Origin of the sequence: Nocardiopsis chromatogenes YIM 90109 (assembly GCF_000341185.1) — a bacterium.
GTDB classification, from domain to species: Bacteria; Actinomycetota; Actinomycetes; order Streptosporangiales; family Streptosporangiaceae; genus Nocardiopsis_A; species Nocardiopsis_A chromatogenes.
Genome location: NZ_ANBH01000342.1, coordinates 1 through 18,683 on the forward strand (window position 1 = coordinate 1; position 18,683 = coordinate 18,683).

Sequence of the window (18,683 nt, forward strand, 5' to 3'; positions counted from 1 at the left end):
ATCGCCGGGGTCACCGCCCCCGTCACCGGGGTCGCCACCACCGTCGCCAGGGTCACCGCCCCCGTCACCGGGGTCACCGCCCCCGTCACCGGGGTCGCCACCGCCGTCGCCAGGGTCGCCACCGCCGTCACCGGGGTCACCGCCGCCATCGCCGGGGTTACCACCGCCGTCACCGGGGTCGCCACCGCCGTCACCGGGGTTGCCACCGCCATCGCCGGGGTCGCCACCGCCGTCACCGGGGGTACCGGGGTCACCACCGGGGTCACCGCCCCCGTCACCGGGGTCGTCGCCACCGCCGTCACCGGGGTCGGGGAGCACGTCGGTGACGCCGACCTCGAGCGTGATGCCGATGTCCGCGGGGGAACCGGCAGCCGGCTCGACCGGAGCCTCGACCGGCTCGTTGGCGACCTCGTCCGCGATCGCCGGGGTGGCCGAGAACCCGGCCGCCAGCAGGCCCGCTGCCGCGACACCGAATGCGCGTCGTGCGTGCGACATCCTGCTCCTTCCTTTTTCCATAGAGGGGGATCACTCAGGGGAGAGCGCGTAAACGGAGTCGCCGGAGACGACCACCGCCCGTTCGCCGAGGATGCCCCAGGGTCGGGCTGTGTCCTCATCGATCACGGTCGGCTCTCCCGCAGCGTCGACGGCGACGTATTCGCCGTCGAGCTCGCCGAAGACCCAGTCACCGGAAGCGCTGACCGGGTCGAGGTCGACCTCGTGCGCCTCGCCCGCGTCCAGGTCGAACACGACCGGGCCGTAGGCGGCGACGCCGTCGCCCTCCACCCAGCGCGCGTCCTCCAGCTCCGCCGGGTCCACGGGAGACTGCGCGATGACGGAACCGTCGCGCGAATCGTGAACGGCGAGGACCGACTCGCCGCCTGCGCTCCAAACGACGACGACCGTGTCGGCCCGCGCCGTCAGGAGCTCGTCCATCTCGTCGGCTCCCGAGGGCTCCTCGGGCTCCACCCGGGCCCCTCCAGGGCCGACCCATTCCCATGGCCCGGTGCGCACGGCGGTCAGGACGTCGCTGCCGGTGTTGAGCATGGCGCCGTACCCCTCGGGGACGTCGACCGCCGTCAGCTCTCCGTCCTCGACGACGTAGGCGTCGTCGCCGTCCTCCACCAGGGCCGCGTTCCCGGCGAAGGAGACCCGCGCACCGTCGGGGACCTCGGTCTCGGCGGGCTCACCGCCGTCGGCGGGCCACAGCCATACCGAGTCCTCGCCCAGCAGTGCCACCCCGTAGGCGTCGCCGTCGACCACGAAATAGGGCCTCGCGCCCGACGGGGGCAGGCCCTCGGGCAGGTCGGAGGACCACCGCTCCTCGCCGTCGGGGCCGACGACGGTGAGCGCGCCCTCCTCGGAGACGAATGCGGCCGATTCGCCGTCGGGCGCGACGGCGGGGTTGGAGTCGGGGGCCATGGCGTGGGTCCAGGCGGCCTGGTCGGTGAACCCGGGCGGGGTCGGGCGGCTGTCGAAGGCGATGGCCTGGCCGTCGTCCTCGCCTCCGCCGCCTCCTCCTCCGCCGCCGGACCCGCCGGCGGGGAGGAGCCCCAGGGCGACGTATCCGCCGCCGCCGAGGAGTCCGAGCACCAGGACGCCGCCGACCACGGACAGGGCGATGACGCGTCCCTTGCCCGAGGGCCCCTTCTTCTTGTCCGGGGGTCCGATGAGTTCGGCGTCGGTGCCGCCGACCGTCTGCACGACGCCGGTGGGCGAGACCGACAGCTGCCAGGAGCCGTTGGCGTCACGGGCGTTGACCAGCACGGGGCGGCGCAGGTATGCGGCGTAGGAGGCCGCCGCGTCCAGGGCGCTGCTGCGGGTCTGCCGGGGCGTCTCACCGGTGACGACCTGGGTGCGCCCCGCGATGGTGACCTCTGCGCTGCGCTCGTCGGGGGCGATCACCACGATGACGGCGGCGTGGTTCGCACCGGAGTCGGGGCCGCTCATGCGCCACCGCCCGCCGCCTGCCGGGTACCGGGACGGGCGGAGGGCCGTCCGGCCCGCGGGGGAATCGCTGCGCTCATGCTGTTCGGGAACCTGTTCATCGACTCGTCGAAAGGCCGCCTTCCGGAGGCGGGGGCGGCGGATCTCGCGGGGGGCTGCGGGGCGCTCTCGCTTGGCCGCCCCGGTGCGGGCCGTGTACGGATCCGTCGACCTTTGGGGCGACACGGGCCTCGACGAGCATACTGTTCCCCTTCCAGCCGCGCTCTGCCCGCCCTGCCCTTGGAGAACACGGTGAAAAAGGGTGGCGCAGATCCCGTGAACCGCATGGCGGCACACCGCGTCACCGCTTCCTCACGGCGTTCACCAGCGGGGATGCGGGAACGGCTGCGGAGAGCCCCGGCGGCCGCCGTCCCGGCGCCCGCGCCGGGGGGCCGGACGGGCGCCGCGGAGCGGGCGCCGGGGTGGCCGCATCCGGCCATCGATCCGTGACGGTTCCGTCGCTGATCCGCGACCTTCCGGAGCCGCGCGGGGCCGGGGACGGGCGATCCGTCGGCGCCGGGACCGCCCCTGTCGACGGCCCCGGAAGGAGGACTCGGGCGCAGGGGGCCGGATGCGAAAGGGCTCAGCGGAAGGGCTCAGGCGCAGGTCTCCAGCATGTCCCCGAGCGCGTCGTGGTCGTCCTGGGCCAGAGCGAGGCCGTAGCGGTCGGTCACGTCGATGTAGGCCAGGGAGTAGTCGCACTGGAAGCCGTCATAGGGCTGCCATTCGCCGGGCCCCGAGTCGCCCTTGGACATGTTGGCCGGGCCGTCCGAGGCCAGCAGGTTGCCGGGGTCGTTGGCGAACTCCACACGGGTGTCGCGGTCCCACTCCGAGGCGCCCATGCGCCAGGCCAGCGACAGCGGCACCACGTGGTCGATCTGCACGGCCTGCGGGTCCTCGGCGGTGAAGTCGACCGTGTCCCCGGTGTAGGGGTCGTCCAGGACGCCCGCCAGCACCTTGCAGTCCTCCCGGACCTCGGTGTCGGCCAGGTCCCGGGCGAGGATGTCGTTGCGGGTCGAGCACCCGTTGTCGTCGGTGTCGATCCAGGAGGACCCGAACTCGTCGCGCTCGTAGTCGCCGCGCGGCTCGGGCTCGGCCACGGGGATCGCCTCCAGGGTGCTGCGCGCCTCCTGCGCGTCGGCGCCCTGCCCTCCTACGGCGGTGCCGGTGGCCTCTCCGCCGGTCAGCGTGCGCAGGGCACCGTCGAGGCCCTGCTCCTTGACCATGAGCAGGACGGCGGCGACGGCGATGACCGCGACGACGATCGCATACGCGCCGGTCTTGCGGCGGTCGCGCGTGGAGGGGCGCTTGGGGGTGCGGGGCATGGCGTGCTCAACCTGTCGTGACTCGGGGCCGGGAGTGCGGGGGGCGGGGCGGACGCGCATCGGGGCCGTCGCCGTCCAGGATGCCCCAGGGCGTGCGGCTTCAGGGCCGCGGGGGGCTCTCGGCCCGGTCGGAGGGCGGGCGCGGGCCGGGGGTACCGGGCCCCGTCTCCGCGCCGGGCACTCGCCCGCCGCCGGGGCCGCTCGTGTCGGGCCCGTTCGCACCGGGGTCGGCGGGTGCGCCGGAGCCGGCGTCCGGGCCGTCCTGCGGACCGGTGTCCCGGCCGTCGCCGGGAGGAGCGCCGGAGGTGTCGCTGGGGGTGTCGCCGGGAGCACCGGGGCCGCCGCGTCCCCCTGCGTCCTCCGCCTCCCCTGCACCCTCCGCGCCCTCCGTGTCCTCCACGCCCGCCGTGTCCTCCGTGTCCTCCACGTCCTCACGGTCGCTCAGCCGCACGGACTCCCCCTGCCCCACGACGCGCGTCAGGCGCTCGTTCACCTGCAGCCGCACGCCGTTCCACAGCCGCCGGGTGCCGGTCCGCACCGCCTCGGCCTGCTCCCCGCGCCGCTCGTCCCGGCGCTCGTCGCGCTCGGCCGCCGTCTGCATGGCCTGCTCGTGCCGCTCGACCTGCTCGGCGGCGCTGGCCACGCGGCGGGGCCCCCNGGGCCGCCGCCGTGCGCTGAGTCGGCCACATCAGGTCGATCTCGGCGTTGAGCGAGGTGCCGATGAGCACCGCGAGCGCCATCACCCACAGCCACGCCAGTACCGCGATCGGGGCCGCGAGCGACCCGTAGATGGTGACCTGGCCGAAGGAGGCGTCCAGGTACACCCGCAGCACCACGCTGCCCAGCAGCAGGATGAGGGCGGCCAGGACGGCTCCGGGCAGGTACCGCCAGAACGCCACCCGGGCGGGGACGCTCAGCGCGTACAGCAACGCCACCGCCAGCACCGTCAGCCCGCCCACCACCGGCCAGTACAGGTCGTTCAGGTGGCCGACGGTCACCGGGAGCAGGCGGTGCACCATGTCGGGGCCGACCACCATCAGGGGCAGCACGGCCAGTGCGAACACCAGGGCGCCCAGGTAGGCCACGAACGCCAGCGCGCGGCGGGCGAAGTAGCCGCGCAGCCCGTCGAGCCCGTAGGCGATGGTGATGGCCTCGATGAAGACGTTCATCGCGCGCGAGCCCGACCACAGCGACACCAGGAACGTCAGCGAGAGCACGCCGCCCTGGGCACCGCGCAGGAAGTCGTCGACGAGCGGTGCGACGAGGGAGTCCACCGTGTGCTCGGTGAGCGCCCCGGCGGCCAGGTCCAGCATCCAGGTGCGGATCTCCTGCACCGTCTGCTCGCCGAGCACGCCCCGCAGGTGGCCCAGCGTGCCGACCAGCCCCAGCAGCAGCGCGGGCAGCGAGAGCAGGGAGAAGAACGCCGACTCTGCGGCGAGGCCGATGATGCGGGTGCGGGCCACCGCGCGCACGGTGCGCGCCGCGAGCAGCACCGCGCCGCCCGGGAGCGGGCGGCGCTCGGCCCACTCCCGCGTCCCGGCCCGCACTCGCTCCGCGAAGCCCCTCACACGACCACGGTAGGCCTCCCCGCCTCGGGGGACGGTGCGGCGGCGCGCAGCAGGACGCTTTCGTGTCGGTCCGCATAGACAACCGTGATCTCTCCGCGACCTGGCGGCAGGGCGGCGGGGCACGGCCGCACACGCGCGCGCCGCCGCGAGTGACGCGCTTCACTGACGCCCGTCCCCCTCCAGACCTGGACATCCGGGCGCGCCGCATGTCATGGTCGTTGCCATGATGGCTGCGATCGACCCCATGCTCTACGTGCGTCGGCACGTGGACCTGCTTCGGGTGAGCAGCGCCATCTGTCGCACCGTCGGCTGACCCGCCGCAGCGCGCGGGGCCACTGCAGCCCCCTGCGCGCCCGAATCCCGCCCGTACACATGGGGCGCGAGCGGCGCCGACGTCCTCCAGCCGAACCGGCGATGAGCCCTGCCCCGGAACCGATGGCGCGACCGGGCGGCGCGGCCGGGGAGCGTTGCGCGGCGGCCCGGCCCGACGCCCCGCAGATCCGCTCGGAGGACACCCGGACATGCCTCCCGCCACCTCAGCCCGCCCCCGCCGTGGGGAGGGCCAGTGGGCCCTCGGCTACCGCGAGCCGCTGAACAAGAACGAAGAGAACAAGAAGAACGACGACGGGCTCAACGTCCGGCAGCGCATCATCGACATCTACTCCAAGGCCGGGTTCGACTCCATCGACCCCGCCGACCTGCGGGGGCGCTTCCGCTGGTTCGGCCTGTACACCCAGCGCGCCCCGGGCATCGACGGCGGCAAGACCGCGGTGCTGGAGCCCGAGGAGCTCGACGACCGCTACTTCATGCTGCGGGTGCGCATCGACGGCGGCCAGCTGACCGTCGCCCAGCTGCGCGCCATCGCCGAGATCTCCACCGCCTACGGGCGCGACACCGCCGACATCACCGACCGGCAGAACGTCCAGCTGCACTGGGTGCGCATCGAGGACGTGCCCGCCATCTGGGAGAAGCTGGAGGCGGTGGGCCTGTCCACCATGGAGGCCTGCGGCGACACCCCCCGTGTCATCCTGGGCTGCCCGCTGGCGGGCATCGCCGAGGACGAGGTCCTCGACGCCACCGAGGAGATCCGCCGGGTCCACGACGACCACATCGGCAGCCCCCTGTTCTCCAACCTCCCCCGCAAGTTCAAGTCCTCCATCTCGGGCTGCTCCTCCTACTGCACCAACCACGAGATCAACGACGTGTCCTTCGTCGGCGTCGTCGGACCGGACGGCACCCCCGGCTACGACCTGCACGTGGGCGGCGGGCTGTCGACCAACCCCATGTTCGCCAAGCGGCTGGGCGTGTTCGTGGCGCCCGAGCGGGTCAGCGAGGTGTGGGCCGGGGTGACGTCGGTCTTCCGCGACTACGGCTACCGGCGGCTGCGGCACCGCGCCCGGATCAAGTTCCTGATCAAGGACTGGGGCCCGGAGCGGTTCCGCGAGGTCTTGGAGAAGGACTACCTGGGCTACGCGCTGCCCGACGGCCCGGCGCCGGAGCTGGACCCCGGGCTGGAGCGGGACCACGTGGGCGTGCACCGCCAGCGCGACGGCCGCAACTACGTGGGCTTCGCGCCGCGCGTGGGGCGGGTGTCGGGCACCAAGCTGGCGCGCATCGCCGACATCGCCGAGGCGCACGGCTCGGACCGGATCCGCACCACCGCCGACCAGAAGCTGGTCGTGCTGGACGTGGAGCCCGAGCGCACCGAGTCCATCGTGGAGGCGCTGGAGGCCGAGGACCTGCGGGTGCGGCCCAGCGTGTTCCGGCGCCAGACCATGGCCTGCACCGGCATCGAGTTCTGCAAGCTGGCCATCGTGGAGACCAAGGACCGCGGCGCCACGCTCATCGACGAGCTGGAGCGGCGGGGGGGGGGNATCAACATCAACGGCTGCCCCAACTCCTGCGCCCGCATCCAGGTCGCCGACATCGGCCTCAAGGGCCAGCTGGTGACCGGCCCCGACGGGCGCCAGGTGGAGGGCTACCAGGTGCACCTGGGCGGGGCGATGGGGCTGAACTCCTCCTTCGGGCGCAAGGTGCGCGGCCTGAAGACGACCGCCGAGGAGCTGCCGGACTACGTCGAGCGGGTGCTGCGCCGCTTCCTGGACCAGCGCGAGGACGGCGAGCCCTTCGCGGTCTGGGCGGCCCGCGCCGACGACGCCGACCTCAAGTGACCGTGCCGGGAGCGGCACGGCCGGATGCGACCCAGTGGACGGTGGACGAACGTGAGTGAGAGAGCCGCCCCCCACTACTGCCCGTACTGCGGAGACGAGGACCTCGCCCCGCACGAGGGCGACGGCGAGCAGGGAGCGGGCTACGCCTGGGCCTGCTACTCCTGCGCCCGGGTCTTCCGGGTGAAGTTCGTCGGCCTGCGCGCCGCCGCCGTCGCCGGCGACGCGGGCCCGACCGGGACGGATGGGAACGAATGAGCGTCACGAACCCCGATGCCGGGACCAGACCCGGCGCCGACACCGCCGATACCGACGAGGAGCGGCGCGCACTGGCCGAGCGGGCCGCGCGCGACCTTGAAGGCGCCCCCGCCCGGGAGGTCATCTCCTGGGCCGCCGAGCACTTCGGCGACCGCCTGTGCATGACCTCCTCCATGGCCGACGCGCTCATGGTCGACCTGGTCTCCGCGGTGGTGCCGGGCATCGACGTGATCTTCCTGGACACCGGCTACCACTTCGCCGAGACCATCGGCACGCGCGACGCGGTGGCCGCCATGTACCCGATCAACCTGGTCAACGTGGAGCCGCAGCGGACGGTCGCCGAGCAGGACCGCGACCTGGGGCCGCGGCTGCACGGGCGCAACCCGTCCATCTGCTGCCACCTGCGCAAGGTGGAGCCGCTCAAGCGCGCGCTGGAGCCCTACGACGCGTGGCTGAGCGGGCTGCGGCGGGACGACGCCTCCACCCGGCGGAACATCCCGGTCGTGCAGTGGGACCGGCGCCGCAGGATGGTGAAGGTCAACCCGATCGCCGGGTGGACGCAGGACGACGTGGACGCCTACATGGCCGAGCACGGTGTGCTGGTCAACCCGCTGCAGTACGACGGCTACCCCTCCATCGGGTGCGCGCCCTGCACCCGCAGGGTGGAGGAGGGCGAGGACCCGCGCAGCGGCCGCTGGGCGGGGTTCGCCAAGACCGAGTGCGGGATCCACCTGTGAGCGCCGCGGGAGGCCCGGGGAGCGCTGGGAACGCGGGGAGCACGGGCGGCCCCCGCGTCCCCCTCCTGGCCGTGGCGCACGGGAGCGAGGACGAGCGGTCGTCGGCGACCGTGGAGCGGGTGTTCGCGCGGGTGCGGGAGCTGCGCCCGGACCTGGACGTGCGGGTGGCCTACCTGGACCACGTGGAGCCGGGGGCCGAGGAGGCGCTGGCCGGTCTGGCCGCCGAGGGCGCGGGCGAGGTCGTGGTGCTCCCTGCGCTGCTGACCGCGGCCTACCACAGCAAGGTGGACCTGCCGGGGGTCCTGGAGCGGGTGGCGGCGGCCTGCCCGTGGCTGAGCGTGCGCTACGCGGGCACGCTCGGGCCGCACACGCTGCTGCTGGAAGCCGTCGAGCGGCGGCTGGGCGAGGTGGGGCGGTCCGCGTCGCCGGACACCGCCCTGGTGCTGGCGTCGGCCGGGTCGAGCGACCCGGAGGCCAACGCGGTGATCGAGGAGGCGGCGGCGGAGCTGGCGCGGCGCGGCCCGTGGCGGGAGGTGGCGGCGGCGTACGCGTCGATGGCCTCGCCCACCCCGGCCGAGGCGGTGTCCCGGCTTCGGGCGGAGGGGGCGTCGCAGGTCGTGGCGGCGACCTACCTGCTGGCGCCGGGCTTCTTCGCCGACCGGGTGGCCGATCAGGCGTTCGCCGAGGGGGCGGTGACGGTGTCGCCCGCCCTGGGCGACGCGCCCGAGGTGGCCGAGCTGGTGGTCCGCCGCTATGAGGAGGCCCTGCAGACGGCCCCGGCCTTTCCGAGAGTGGCCGCCGGTTAGCGACCGGCCGAAGGCCGGTGCGATGGCGGACCGAATGCGGCCGCCGCCCATCCCCTGGGCGGCGGCCGCATTCGTGTTCCGGACGGACGGGAACTGGCCTTTCCGTGCGCCCGTGACTAGGCTCGTGGACAGGCCGACGACGGTTTTCCGGGGGATTCCACGGTTTCCCGGACAGGCAGAGGGGCTGGTCTCTACGATGTCCGCGTCTAACAGAGGAGCAGACCCCATGTCCGTTGCCGAGATCGACGCCCCGGGCCGAGGCCTGGAGGCGGAGGCGCCCGACCAGGAGGCCCCGGCGTCCCTGCGCGAGGTCGCCGACCGGGTGTCCGACATGCTCCCCCCGGTTTCCGGGTCGAGATACTCCGAGGAAGCATCGTCGTGTCACCTCCGCCTTCCAAAAAGCACAACGGGATCACCTCCCGTATCCAGAATCAGCTGGCTGCTCAGCTCCCCGAGGAACTGATAGTCCTCCAGACGCAATCGGCAGGCGAGGACGACGCCGTCGACTTCGCGATTCCCGACACCATGGTGGTCCCACAGTATGTGGAAGACGAGGAAGGGAACCTCGTCGACCCGGGCATCACCGAAACGGTCGTCGAGGTCGTGTCGCCGAGCAACCCGGAGAACGACACCCACACCAAGCTCCGTGAGTACGCGGCGTTCGGGATCCCGATCTACCTCATCGTCGACCCTCGCGATGGGACCGTGGCGCTCTGGTGCAATCCCGAAAAGGGAAAGTACCAGGAGCTGCGCACTTCCAAGTTCGGTGAGGCCGCGGCGCCCCCTTCCCCTCTGGACGGGGTGACCATCGACACGAGCAGGTTCAATACCTATTGATTCGTCTTCCAGAATCGCCCATGACTTTCCCTCCCCCTTACCGGTTGCGCGCGTCCGCCGAACGCGCGGAGGAGGCACTTCCCGAAGGGTTCCGGGTCGAGGTCCTCGGAGGAGAGCTCGTCACGTCCCCTCCCCGACTGAACCGGCACAATTTCATCGTCCACAGCGTCATGCTCCAGCTGGGGGCACAGCTCCCCGACGATCTGGCCATGCTCACCAGTACATCGGTGGGGCACAGCGGCGACGATGACGACCTGGCACGGCCCGACCTCATCGTTCTTCCCGCGGAGGCCTTGCAGCGAGAGGTGTCGCGCAACCCGCCGGACTCGGTCGCACTGGTCCTGGAGGTCGCCTCGCCGGGAAGCACCTCCAGCGCCGTCACGACCAAGCCGCGCATCTATGCCTACATGCGGATCCCCGTCTACCTGACGGCCGATCCGCGCGACGGGACGCTCCTCCTCCATTCAGACCCTCGCGAGGGGAGATTCACGAGCACGCACCGAATGCACTTCGGCGACACCGTGAAGCTCCCCTCCCCTCTCGAAGGCATCGTGATCGAGACGGACGCCCTCATGACCTACTCCTGACCCCCGCCCGTAGACTCCTCGGCGCACTGTCGGCGACTGTCCCGCGAGGAGGACCGCATGCCCCCTGCTCTCCTGCCCGACGACCACTCCTCCCCCGCTTTCCTCCTCTCCTCCACCCAGCAGCGGGCGCGACGGCTGCTCTCGGTCCTCGACAAGATCGACGACCCCGCCGTCCGGTGTGCCTCCGCGCTGCCCGGATGGACGCGCGGGCATGTGGCCTCCCACATCGCCGGTGTGGCCCGCGCCCTCGCCCGGCAGGCGCGATACGCGGTCGAAGGACGCCTCATCGACGTCTATGACGGCGGCCGGGAGGGACGCGATGCCGCCATCGAGTCGGGTGCGAGGCGCTCCGCAGCCGAGCTGCGGGCCGATGTCACCGAGGCGGTCGCGGAGATCGAGGCGTCCTGGCCGCCCCCGGCCGGACCGGGCTGGGACCGCCCCGTCCGCCACCGGGACGGAACCGTCCTGTCCGCCCTCCAGTGCTGGTGGCGCGAGCTCGTCCTGCACACCGACGACCTGGACCTGCCCGGCGCCCCGCGCGATTGGGAACCGGAGTTCTACGTCCACCTCACCGACTTCCTCGCCCCCCGCGCCCCCGAGGGCGTGCGCCTCGTCCTGTCACCGACCGACGGAGCGCCGCGGCGGGCGATCGGGGACGGCCGGGCCGTCGAGGTCACCGGCACCTCCACCGACCTCGCCGCCTTCCTTGCCGGGCGAGGGATCGAGGACGGCGTGACCACCGACACAGGTGAAGACGTGGACCTCCGCCCCTGGCCGTGAGGGTTCGGCGGGGTAGCGTCAGGGCGACAGCGCTTTCCCACTCATCTCTCCCTACCGCCCCGAACCCCCGGATCAGGAGGAACACATGGCGCCAGCGCGCGGGAACGGGATCAGACGGCTGCTACGTGACCTGCCGGTCTTCGCCGGGGCCACCCCGCCCTTCGATCCGGGCTCGGCGCCCGTCGAACCCCTGGAGCTGTTCGAGGAGTGGCTGCGGCAGGCCATTGAGGCCGGTGTGAGCGAACCGCACGCGGCGGCGGTCGCCACGGCCGACGCCGGGGGCTCCCCCTCGGCGCGGGTGCTCATCCTCAAGGACGCCGACGAACGCGGCTTCTCCTTCGCCACCTCCTCCACCAGCCGCAAGGGCCGCGAGCTGGCCGAGCGCCCCGAGGCCGCCATGGTGTTCCACTGGCGCGAGCAGGCCCGGCAGATCCGGCTGCGCGGCCCCGTGCTGATCGGCACCCCCGAGGAGAACGCCGCCGACTTCCGCGAGCGCTCCCCCGAGGGCCGCGCCGCCGGGATGCACGGCCGGCAGTCGTCCCCGCTCGACCACCAGGACGAGGTCGCCCGCGCCTTCGAGGACGGGCTGTCCGCCATCGAGGCCGACCCCGGGGCGGTCCCCTCCTCCTGGGCCCTCTACCGGCTGGTGCCGATGGAGGCCGAGTTCTGGCAGGGCCACCCCAAGCGGCTGCACACCCGCCTGCACTACACCCGCCCCTCCGTCGACGACCCCTGGAAGCGGGAGCTGCTCTGGCCGTGAGGGACGGCGAGGCCCCTCCGGCGGGCCGGGGGCGCGCGGGCTATCCTGAGCCCATCGTGACCGAATGCCGTTCGGATTCGCTCCTCCGCCCCGGAGCGAGCCCCGGAGAGGATGGTGCTCCATGCCCCCCACCCACGAGGTGCTCAACCAGGCGGCCCCGCTGGAGGGCAACGACGTCGCCGCCGACCCCGCCCTGTTGGAGGGGCTGGAACGGGAGGGCGCCGGGTGGGCGGACGAGGAGCTGCACGGGCTGGGCCGGCTCGCCGGGAGCGCGCGGGCCCGTGCCTGGGGCGAGCAGGCCGACCGCAACACCCCCGAGCTGCGCACCCACGACCGCTACGGCCACCGCGTCGACGAGGTGGACTTCCACCCCGCCTGGCACGTGCTCATGGACACCGCGGTCTCCCACGGCCTGCACGCCGCCCCCTGGGCCGACGCCCGCCCCGGCGCCCACCTGGCCCGTGCCGCCAAGTTCTATGTGTGGTCCCAGGTCGAGGGCGGGCACGGCTGCCCGGTGTCGATGACCTACGCCGCCGTCCCGGCCCTGCGCCGCTCCCCCGGGCTGGCCGAGCGGTTCGAGCCGCTGCTCACCGCGCGCACCTACGACTTCGGCCTGCGGCCCCCGCTCACCAAGCAGGGCCTGATCGCCGGGATGTCGATGACCGAGAAGCAGGGCGGCTCGGATGTGCGGGCCAACACCACCCGTGCGGTGCCCTCCGCCGACGGCTCCTACCGCCTCACCGGGCACAAGTGGTTCACCTCCGCCCCCATGAGCGACGTTTTCCTCGCCCTGGCCCAGGCCCCCGAGGGCCTGACCTGCTTCCTGGTGCCGCGGGTCCTGGAGGACGGGTCGCGCAACCCCATGCACCTGATGCGTCTGAAGGACAAGCTCGGCAACCGGTCCAACGCCTCCGCCGAGATCGAGTACGACGGCGCCCTGGCGTGGCCGGTGGGCGAGCCGGGGCAGGGGGTGCGCACCATCATCGAGATGGTCAACGGCACCCGCCTGGACTGCGTGATCGGCTCCTCGGCCGGGATGCGCGCGGCCGTCCTCCAGGCCGTCAACCATGCCTCCCAGCGCCGCGCCTTCGGGGCGCCGCTCCTCGACCAGCCCCTGATGCGCAACGTCCTGGCCGACCTGGCCCTGGAGTCGGAGGCGGCCACGGTCCTGATGACCCGCCTGGCCGGGGCGGTGGACCGGGCCGTGCGCGGCGACGCGCAGGAGGCGGCGTTCCGGCGGCTCGCCGTGGCGGTGGGCAAGTTCTGGGTCACCAAGCGCGCGCCCGCCCACGCGGGCGAGGCCCTGGAGTGCCTGGGCGGCAACGGGTACGTGGAGGAGTCGGGCATGCCGCGCCTGTTCCGCGAGTCGCCGCTGAACTCGATCTGGGAGGGGTCGGGCAACGTGGCCGCCCTGGACGTGCTGCGCGCGATGGCCAAGAGCTCCGAGGCGCTGGATGCCTTCCTGGCCGAGGTCCGCCTCGCCGAGGGCGCGGACACGCGGCTCGACGCGGAGGTCAAGCGCCTCCAGGAGTCCCTGTCGGACCTTGAGGAGGTCCAGTTCCGCGCGCGCGGGCTGGTGCGGTCGATGGCGCTGTGCCTGCAGGCCTCGCTGCTGCTGCGCCACTCCCCCGCCCCCGTCGCCGAGGCATTCGTCGGCTCGCGCCTGGGCGAGGGGCGCGGCGACGTGTTCGGCGCACTGCCGCGCGGGGTCGACACCGCCGCGATCCTGGACCGCGCCCGCCCGAAGGACTGACGCCAGGCCCCGGCGCCGGGTCGGGCGCGAACGGCCCGCGGGAGGCGTGCCCCCCCGCGGGCCGGACTGCTCTACTCCGGCGGACGGTACCGGGCGAGCGGGTCAGGACCCGGTCACGGCCTCGTCGGAGGCGGACTCCCCGGAGGCGGACTCCCCGGAGGCGGCCTTGTCGGCCGGTTCCCCGGCCGGAACGTCGGCCGGTTCCGGGGCGGCCTGCTGCCGGATCACGAACACCGCGACGGCCAGGCCGACGATGAGCACGCCGCCGAGCGCCAGGCTGCCGTACCTGAGCCCCAGGTTCACCGCCTCCAGGTCGGTGCCGCCCCGGGCCAGGGCGACCGTGACCGACCCCGCGATCGAGGCGACGACCGCGGTCCACAGGGCGCCGCCGACCATGCCGGTGGAGTTGGCCAGGCCGGAGATGACACCGACCTCGTCCTCCTTGGCGGTGGACATCGCCAGCGTCATGATGGGCGGCAGGGTCAGGCCGATGCCCAGGCCGAGCACGACCATCGTGGGCAGCACGTCGACCCAGAAGTTCGCCTCCATCGGGGTGCGGGCCAGGAGCAGCACGCCGACCAGGTACACCGCCAGGGCGATGATGAGTCCGACCCGCTCGCCCAGCTTGGCGGCCAGGAACGGGCTGACGGCGATCGACCCGATGGCGGTGAGCAGGGCCAGCGGGACGAAGGAGAGCGCCATCTGCATCGGCGTGTACCCCTGGACCTGCTGCAGGTACAGGGTGGCCAGGAAGAACGAGCCGTAGAGCGAACCCGAGGCCAGGAACTGCACGATGTTGGCGCCGGAGACGTTGCGGTCGCGCAGGATGCCGAGGTTGAACAGCGGCGCCTTGGCCTTCTTCTGCCGCAGCACGAACCCGGCCAGCAGCACCAGGGCGACGGCGAGGTAGGCCATGGTGGTCCCGCCCCAGCCGTTGTGCTCGGCGGAGATGATGCCGTAGGCGAGCAGCGAGACCGAGGCCAGCAGCAGGGCCGCGCCCGGGACGTCCAGGCCGGAGGACAGGCCCAGCCCCCGGCCCCCCGGCAGCAGCTTCCAGCCCAGGACCACGCTGGCGATGCCGATCGGCACGTTGATGAAGAACAGCCAGTGCCAGGAGGTGAGCTGCATCAGCACGCCGCCGACGAGCAGGCCGAGCGCGCCGCCCCCGGCGAAGGTGAAGCTGTAGAAGCCGATCGCCTTGCTCTGCTCGGTCGCCTCCTCGAACATCAGCACGATCAGCGCGAGGGTCACCGCGGTGACCAGCGCCGCGCCCGCCCCCTGCCCGAAGCGGGAGGCGACGAGGGTGGCCGCGTTCTGCGACAGCCCCGCCGTCAGGGACGAGACCGTGAAGAGCGTGACGCCGGCGAGCAGCACGTTCTTGTGGCCGATGAGGTCGCCGAGGCGCCCCGCCAGCAGGAGCAGGCCTCCGTAGGCGATCAGGTAGGCGTTGATGACCCAGGCGACCCCGCCCTGGGAGAACCCGAGGTCCTCCCGCATCACGGGCAGGGCCACGTTGACGATCGTCTCATCGAGGATCGTCATGAGTGTTCCGATGCAGAGGACGACGAGCGCCATCCATCGCGAGCCAGTCTTCATAGTCCCATTCCCTTGGAGAGCAGGGCGTGCCGTCAGGAAGCAGACCCTAGCAGATAGTCTCACACGAGACTATCTATTTTGGGAATGTACTCCCCGACCCGGATCCGCCCGTCGGGCGGGCTCACCGGGCCGGGCGCCTGCGCAGCGCGGCCGGCTCCGGCGAGCGGGCGTCGACCAGCACGGTGAGCGCGCGCAGGAAGGGCTCCCGGTCGGCCTCGGGCAGCCGGCCGAGCACCTCGTCGTACAGGCCGCCCAGGACCTTCTCGGCGGAGGCGATGAGCTCCCGCCCCTGGTCGGTGACCTCGACGACGCGGGCCCGGCGGTCCTGCCGCGCCGGTCGCCGCGTCGCCAGCCCGTCGCGTTCCAGCGCGTCGACGGTGCGCACCATCGTGGTCTTGTCGAGGCAGGCGAGCTCGGCGAGCTCGCCTTGGGTCTTCTCACTGGCGTCGGCGCACATCAGCACGCTCACCGCGCGCAGTGACACGCCCGTACCGTCCAGCAGCCGCTCCGCCTCGACCTCGATGTCCCGGCCCAGCAGCTGCAACTGCACCAACAGGTCGCTGATCGTCCGTGCGCTCATCCCGCCAGTCTAAGCCAACAGGTGGATAGGGAAACTATCCCAATTGCAACGAATTTCGCGGGGCGGCTCAGAGGGCGAGCGAGGCCTGCGCCCCCTGCCCGAGCAGCGCCGCACCGCGGTCCTCCAGCGAGATGAACGGGTTGAGCGTCCAGTGCCTGCTGCCGGTCTCGAAGTCGCGGAAGTACCGCTGCAGCGGATTGGCGGTGGCGAACGCGCCCGCACCGGCCAGGTCCATCGACGCGGCCAGGCCCGCCCGGGCCTCGCGGACCGCCGCGGCCACGCGCATGCGCACGCGGGTGCGCTCGGCGTCGGACAGGTCGACGCCCTCCTCCAGGGCCGCCTCCAAGGTGTCGACCGCCCACCACAGGTGCCCCCACGCCGTGTCCACGTGCTCGTCGGCCCGGGCCAGCCACGCGCGGGCCCCGGCCGAGTCCGCGATCGACCCGTGCGTGGTGTAGAAGACCGGCTTGCCCTTGGCGAAGACCTCCTTCACCAGGTCCAGCGCCCCCTGCACGGCTCCGACCAGCGGCGCCAGCACGTTGGCGGCCGAGGTCAGGGTGTGCGTGGCCGAGGGCATGCCCTCCGGGGCCATCGTCTCGGGGTCGAGCGCGTGGTAGGCCACCCGCTCCTCGGGCACGAACAGGTCCTCGGCCACCACCGTGTTGCTGCCGGTGCCGCGCATGCCGACCACGTCCCAGACGTACTCGATCCGGGTCTCGGCGGTGGGCAGCAGCACCGAGGCCAGCGCCATCTGCGGCTCCCCGTCGACGGTGACCGGGGTGGTCAGCGCCAGCGTGTAGGCCGAGTAGGTGCAGCCCGACGCGAAGGGGATCTTGCCGGTGAAGCGGTATCCGCCGTCCACCTTCGCGGCCGTGCAGCCGGTCCCGGCGGCGTTGGCGATCGTCACGTCGGGGTCCGCGGCGTAGACCGCGCCGACGGTCTCCTCGCCGAAGGTCTGCTGCAGCAGGCCGCGGCCCACCGAGTTGACCATCAGCAGCCAGCCCGTCGAGGGGCAGCCGCGGGCCAGCTCGGCCGCGGCGCCGACCTCGGCCCGCAGCCCCAGCCCGAGCCCGCCCCAGGCCTGCGGGGTGGGGATCCGCCACAGTCCGGCCTCGCGCAGCGCGGCGAGGTTCTCCGGGAGCGCCTGGTCGGCCTGCTCGGTCTTCTCCGCGTTCGCCCGCAGCCGCGGCACCAGGCCGCGCGCCCGCTCGATGACGGCGTCCACCGAGACCGGCCCTTCCTCCCGCACATCTGACGCCACTGCTCGTCTCCTCACCTGTCGCGCGTTTCCCATCTCCCTGCCAGTCAACGGCACCGGAACCGGAGGCGCACTGCGCCGGTGACCCAAACCGCGCGGGCGAAATTGGGGCGCATACCAATTCCGGGGCCGGGTGCGCTCCATAGGCTCAATGCGCAGTATTTGTGCGCAGTATTCATTCAAGAGGGGAGTCGCATGAGCACCCCAGCGCACGGGGGCGAGTTGCGCCGGATGTTCGGCCATTGGGCCACCGGCGTCGCCGTCATCACCTCACGCGGCGCGAACGGGCGCCCGGTCGGATTCACGTGCAACTCGTTCACGTCAGTGTCGCTCGATCCGCCGCTGGTGCTCTTCTGCGTCGCCCGCGCGTCGTCGAGCTGGCCCCTGATGCGGCCGTCGAACCGGTTCCGCGTCAATGTCCTCGGCCACGGCCAGCGCGCCCTGGGCCGCCGCTTCACCAGCAAGGACACCGACCGCTTCGCCGGCGTCGACTGGAGGGACGGCGCGGCCGGCCCGGTGCTGGAGGGGGCCGTGGCCACGCTCGCCGCCGATGTCGTCTCCGAGACCGACGGCGGCGACCACGTCGTGGTCGTCGGCCGCGTCACCGACTACGAGACGCGCGCGCAGGGCGAGCCGCTGGTCTTCTACCGCGGCGAGTTCGGGACCTTCACCCCGAGCCACCGCCTCAGCAGCGCCGACGTCGCCTGAGCGCACCCACCCACCCCCACACGAAGGAGCGAGGACGTGCGCGCAATCGTCCGCTGGCATCCGGTACTCATGATCACCGCCGGGCTGATGCTCGTGCTCAGCCTGGTGCACGCCGCGGGGGTCGTCCTCGACGACACCATGTACGGGCAGACGCCGAACTGGATGAAGCCGCTGAAGTTCAGCGTGTCGTTCACGCTCTACGCGGCGATGCTCGGCGGCCTGGTGCACCTGTTGGAATCCGCGTCCGGCTCGGTCGAGCGCAGGGTGCGGGTGCTGGGCACCTGGATCGCCGCCGCCCTGTGGTACGAGATCTTCTTCCTCGACTTCCAGGCACTGCGCGGCACGCAGGTGCACTTCAACTTCCGCTCGCTCTTCGACGCGGTGATCTACGAATCCGTGGGCGCCGTCGCGATGGCCACCGTCGTGCTGCACGTGCTGCTGGTGGCCGTGGTCCTGAAGAAGCGGGCCGCCCGTCCCCCCGTGCTGCTCGCGCTGAAGCTGGGCACCGCCCTGCTGGTGGCCAGCGCGCTGGTGGGCGTTCTGATGGCCTTCCCCCTGAACGGCGAGGGCTGGTCCGGCGACGCCGTGGGCGGGCACTTCATCGGCACCGACGTCGACCACGATGTCGTGCCGGGCATCTACTGGTCCTCCGAGGGCGGGGACCTGCGCGTGGCCCACTTCATCGGCCTGCACGCCTTCCAGGTGCTGCCGCTGACCGCACTGCTGTTCGCCCGCTGGGTCGACAGCCGCATGGTGTGGGTGCTGAGCGCCGGATACACCGCCGTCTTCGCCATCTCCCTGGTCCAGGCGCTGGCGGGCGAGTCGCTGTTCGCCCCGAGCCCGCCCACGGTCGCCGCCGCCGCCGCGACGCTGGCCGCCACCGCCGCCGGGGCCGTCTGGGCCCACCGCACCCGTCCGACTCCCCCGGTCCCGCCCGAGTCCGGGCACCGGTCCGATCCCACGCCCACCCACCTGTGAC

Annotated in this window: 18 protein-coding genes and 1 pseudogene; 12 read left to right on the forward strand and 7 right to left on the reverse strand. The window is 72.8% G+C overall.

Annotated elements, in window-relative coordinates; all coding sequences use genetic code 11:
- The 4 genes from D476_RS0129300 to D476_RS38625 form a co-directional block, all read right to left on the reverse strand.
- Window positions 1-293, reverse strand: a 293-nt coding sequence (locus D476_RS0129300) for a hypothetical protein (RefSeq protein WP_192826447.1), incomplete at its 3' end; no start/stop codon positions are given.
- 232 nt (window positions 294-525) lie between these two features.
- The gene (locus D476_RS0129305) at window positions 526-1,947 is read right to left on the reverse strand and encodes a hypothetical protein (protein WP_017627445.1); all 1,422 of its coding nucleotides are present in this window, start codon (window positions 1,945-1,947) and stop codon (window positions 526-528) included.
- A 632-nt stretch (window positions 1,948-2,579) separates the two neighbouring features.
- Window positions 2,580-3,308 carry an HNH endonuclease family protein gene (locus tag D476_RS0129310; protein WP_017627446.1) on the reverse strand — a complete coding sequence of 243 codons (729 nt, stop codon included), beginning with the start codon at window positions 3,306-3,308 and terminating at the stop codon, window positions 2,580-2,582.
- Window positions 3,309-3,739: 431 nt separating this feature from the next.
- A complete protein-coding gene (locus tag D476_RS38625) occupies window positions 3,740-4,876 on the reverse strand; it encodes a YihY/virulence factor BrkB family protein (protein WP_394296949.1) in 1,137 nt (378 codons plus the stop codon).
- Window positions 4,877-5,099: 223 nt separating this feature from the next.
- Here D476_RS38625 and D476_RS39980 point away from each other — a divergent pair, with 223 nt between their 5' ends.
- The 10 genes and pseudogenes from D476_RS39980 (at window position 5,100) to D476_RS0129370 (ending at window position 13,562) form a co-directional block, all read left to right on the forward strand.
- Complete coding sequence (locus D476_RS39980; protein WP_333563675.1) at window positions 5,100-5,189, forward strand: putative leader peptide; 90 nt, start codon at window positions 5,100-5,102, stop codon at window positions 5,187-5,189.
- A gap of 208 nt (window positions 5,190-5,397) precedes the next feature.
- Window positions 5,398-7,047, forward strand: a complete 1,650-nt coding sequence (locus tag D476_RS0129330) for a nitrite/sulfite reductase (RefSeq protein ID WP_017627448.1) — start codon at window positions 5,398-5,400, stop codon at window positions 7,045-7,047.
- Between the two features lie 51 nt (window positions 7,048-7,098).
- The gene (locus D476_RS0129335) at window positions 7,099-7,302 is read left to right on the forward strand and encodes a hypothetical protein (protein ID WP_017627449.1); all 204 of its coding nucleotides are present in this window, start codon (window positions 7,099-7,101) and stop codon (window positions 7,300-7,302) included.
- Window positions 7,299-8,039 carry a phosphoadenylyl-sulfate reductase gene (locus tag D476_RS0129340; protein WP_017627450.1) on the forward strand — a complete coding sequence of 247 codons (741 nt, stop codon included), beginning with the start codon at window positions 7,299-7,301 and terminating at the stop codon, window positions 8,037-8,039. Before D476_RS0129335 ends, D476_RS0129340 begins: the two co-directional genes overlap by 4 nt.
- Before the next feature lie 71 nt (window positions 8,040-8,110).
- Window positions 8,111-8,845 carry a sirohydrochlorin chelatase gene (locus D476_RS0129345; protein WP_017627451.1) on the forward strand — a complete coding sequence of 245 codons (735 nt, stop codon included), beginning with the start codon at window positions 8,111-8,113 and terminating at the stop codon, window positions 8,843-8,845.
- A gap of 348 nt (window positions 8,846-9,193) precedes the next feature.
- Window positions 9,194-9,682, forward strand: a pseudogene (locus D476_RS35010) (Uma2 family endonuclease); the annotation flags it as partial.
- A gap of 20 nt (window positions 9,683-9,702) precedes the next feature.
- Window positions 9,703-10,269, forward strand: a complete 567-nt coding sequence (locus D476_RS0129355) for a Uma2 family endonuclease (protein ID WP_017627453.1) — start codon at window positions 9,703-9,705, stop codon at window positions 10,267-10,269.
- A gap of 57 nt (window positions 10,270-10,326) precedes the next feature.
- Window positions 10,327-11,049 carry a maleylpyruvate isomerase family mycothiol-dependent enzyme gene (locus D476_RS35015; protein WP_017627454.1) on the forward strand — a complete coding sequence of 241 codons (723 nt, stop codon included), beginning with the start codon at window positions 10,327-10,329 and terminating at the stop codon, window positions 11,047-11,049.
- A gap of 85 nt (window positions 11,050-11,134) precedes the next feature.
- Window positions 11,135-11,809 (forward strand): pyridoxine/pyridoxamine 5'-phosphate oxidase, encoded by a 675-nt coding sequence (locus D476_RS0129365; protein ID WP_017627455.1) that lies wholly within the window; start codon window positions 11,135-11,137, stop codon window positions 11,807-11,809.
- A gap of 121 nt (window positions 11,810-11,930) precedes the next feature.
- Entirely contained in the window at window positions 11,931-13,562 is a 1,632-nt protein-coding gene (locus D476_RS0129370) for an acyl-CoA dehydrogenase family protein (protein WP_017627456.1), read from the forward strand.
- 102 nt (window positions 13,563-13,664) lie between these two features.
- Here D476_RS0129370 and D476_RS0129375 read toward each other — a convergent pair whose 3' ends face one another.
- From D476_RS0129375 to D476_RS0129385, 3 genes are all read right to left on the reverse strand, one after another.
- Window positions 13,665-15,158: a DHA2 family efflux MFS transporter permease subunit gene (locus tag D476_RS0129375; protein ID WP_040728700.1), complete on the reverse strand. Its 1,494-nt coding sequence runs from the start codon at window positions 15,156-15,158 to the stop codon at window positions 13,665-13,667.
- Between the two features lie 121 nt (window positions 15,159-15,279).
- Window positions 15,280-15,738 carry a MarR family winged helix-turn-helix transcriptional regulator gene (locus D476_RS0129380; protein ID WP_026123964.1) on the reverse strand — a complete coding sequence of 153 codons (459 nt, stop codon included), beginning with the start codon at window positions 15,736-15,738 and terminating at the stop codon, window positions 15,280-15,282.
- A 67-nt stretch (window positions 15,739-15,805) separates the two neighbouring features.
- Window positions 15,806-16,999: an acyl-CoA dehydrogenase family protein gene (locus tag D476_RS0129385; RefSeq protein WP_152529465.1), complete on the reverse strand. Its 1,194-nt coding sequence runs from the start codon at window positions 16,997-16,999 to the stop codon at window positions 15,806-15,808.
- Between the two features lie 192 nt (window positions 17,000-17,191).
- Here D476_RS0129385 and D476_RS35020 point away from each other — a divergent pair, with 192 nt between their 5' ends.
- Together D476_RS35020 and D476_RS35025 are read left to right on the forward strand one after the other, a co-directional pair.
- Entirely contained in the window at window positions 17,192-17,704 is a 513-nt protein-coding gene (locus tag D476_RS35020; protein ID WP_040728718.1) for a flavin reductase family protein, read from the forward strand.
- A 36-nt stretch (window positions 17,705-17,740) separates the two neighbouring features.
- Window positions 17,741-18,682 carry a hypothetical protein gene (locus tag D476_RS35025; RefSeq protein WP_051061873.1) on the forward strand — a complete coding sequence of 314 codons (942 nt, stop codon included), beginning with the start codon at window positions 17,741-17,743 and terminating at the stop codon, window positions 18,680-18,682.
- Window position 18,683: the final 1 nt, after the last annotated feature.

Coding starts and splice junctions, on each gene's coding strand:
- D476_RS0129305 (WP_017627445.1), bottom strand. CDS start 1,947: ATGAGCGGCCCCGACTCCGGTGCGAACCACGCCGCCGTCATCGTGGTG.
- D476_RS0129310 (WP_017627446.1), bottom strand. CDS start 3,308: ATGCCCCGCACCCCCAAGCGCCCCTCCACGCGCGACCGCCGCAAGACC.
- D476_RS39980 (WP_333563675.1), top strand. CDS start 5,100: ATGATGGCTGCGATCGACCCCATGCTCTACGTGCGTCGGCACGTGGAC.
- D476_RS0129340 (WP_017627450.1), top strand. CDS start 7,299: ATGAGCGTCACGAACCCCGATGCCGGGACCAGACCCGGCGCCGACACC.
- D476_RS0129355 (WP_017627453.1), top strand. CDS start 9,703: ATGACTTTCCCTCCCCCTTACCGGTTGCGCGCGTCCGCCGAACGCGCG.
- D476_RS35015 (WP_017627454.1), top strand. CDS start 10,327: ATGCCCCCTGCTCTCCTGCCCGACGACCACTCCTCCCCCGCTTTCCTC.
- D476_RS0129365 (WP_017627455.1), top strand. CDS start 11,135: ATGGCGCCAGCGCGCGGGAACGGGATCAGACGGCTGCTACGTGACCTG.
- D476_RS0129370 (WP_017627456.1), top strand. CDS start 11,931: ATGCCCCCCACCCACGAGGTGCTCAACCAGGCGGCCCCGCTGGAGGGC.
- D476_RS0129375 (WP_040728700.1), bottom strand. CDS start 15,158: ATGAAGACTGGCTCGCGATGGATGGCGCTCGTCGTCCTCTGCATCGGA.
- D476_RS0129380 (WP_026123964.1), bottom strand. CDS start 15,738: ATGAGCGCACGGACGATCAGCGACCTGTTGGTGCAGTTGCAGCTGCTG.
- D476_RS35020 (WP_040728718.1), top strand. CDS start 17,192: ATGAGCACCCCAGCGCACGGGGGCGAGTTGCGCCGGATGTTCGGCCAT.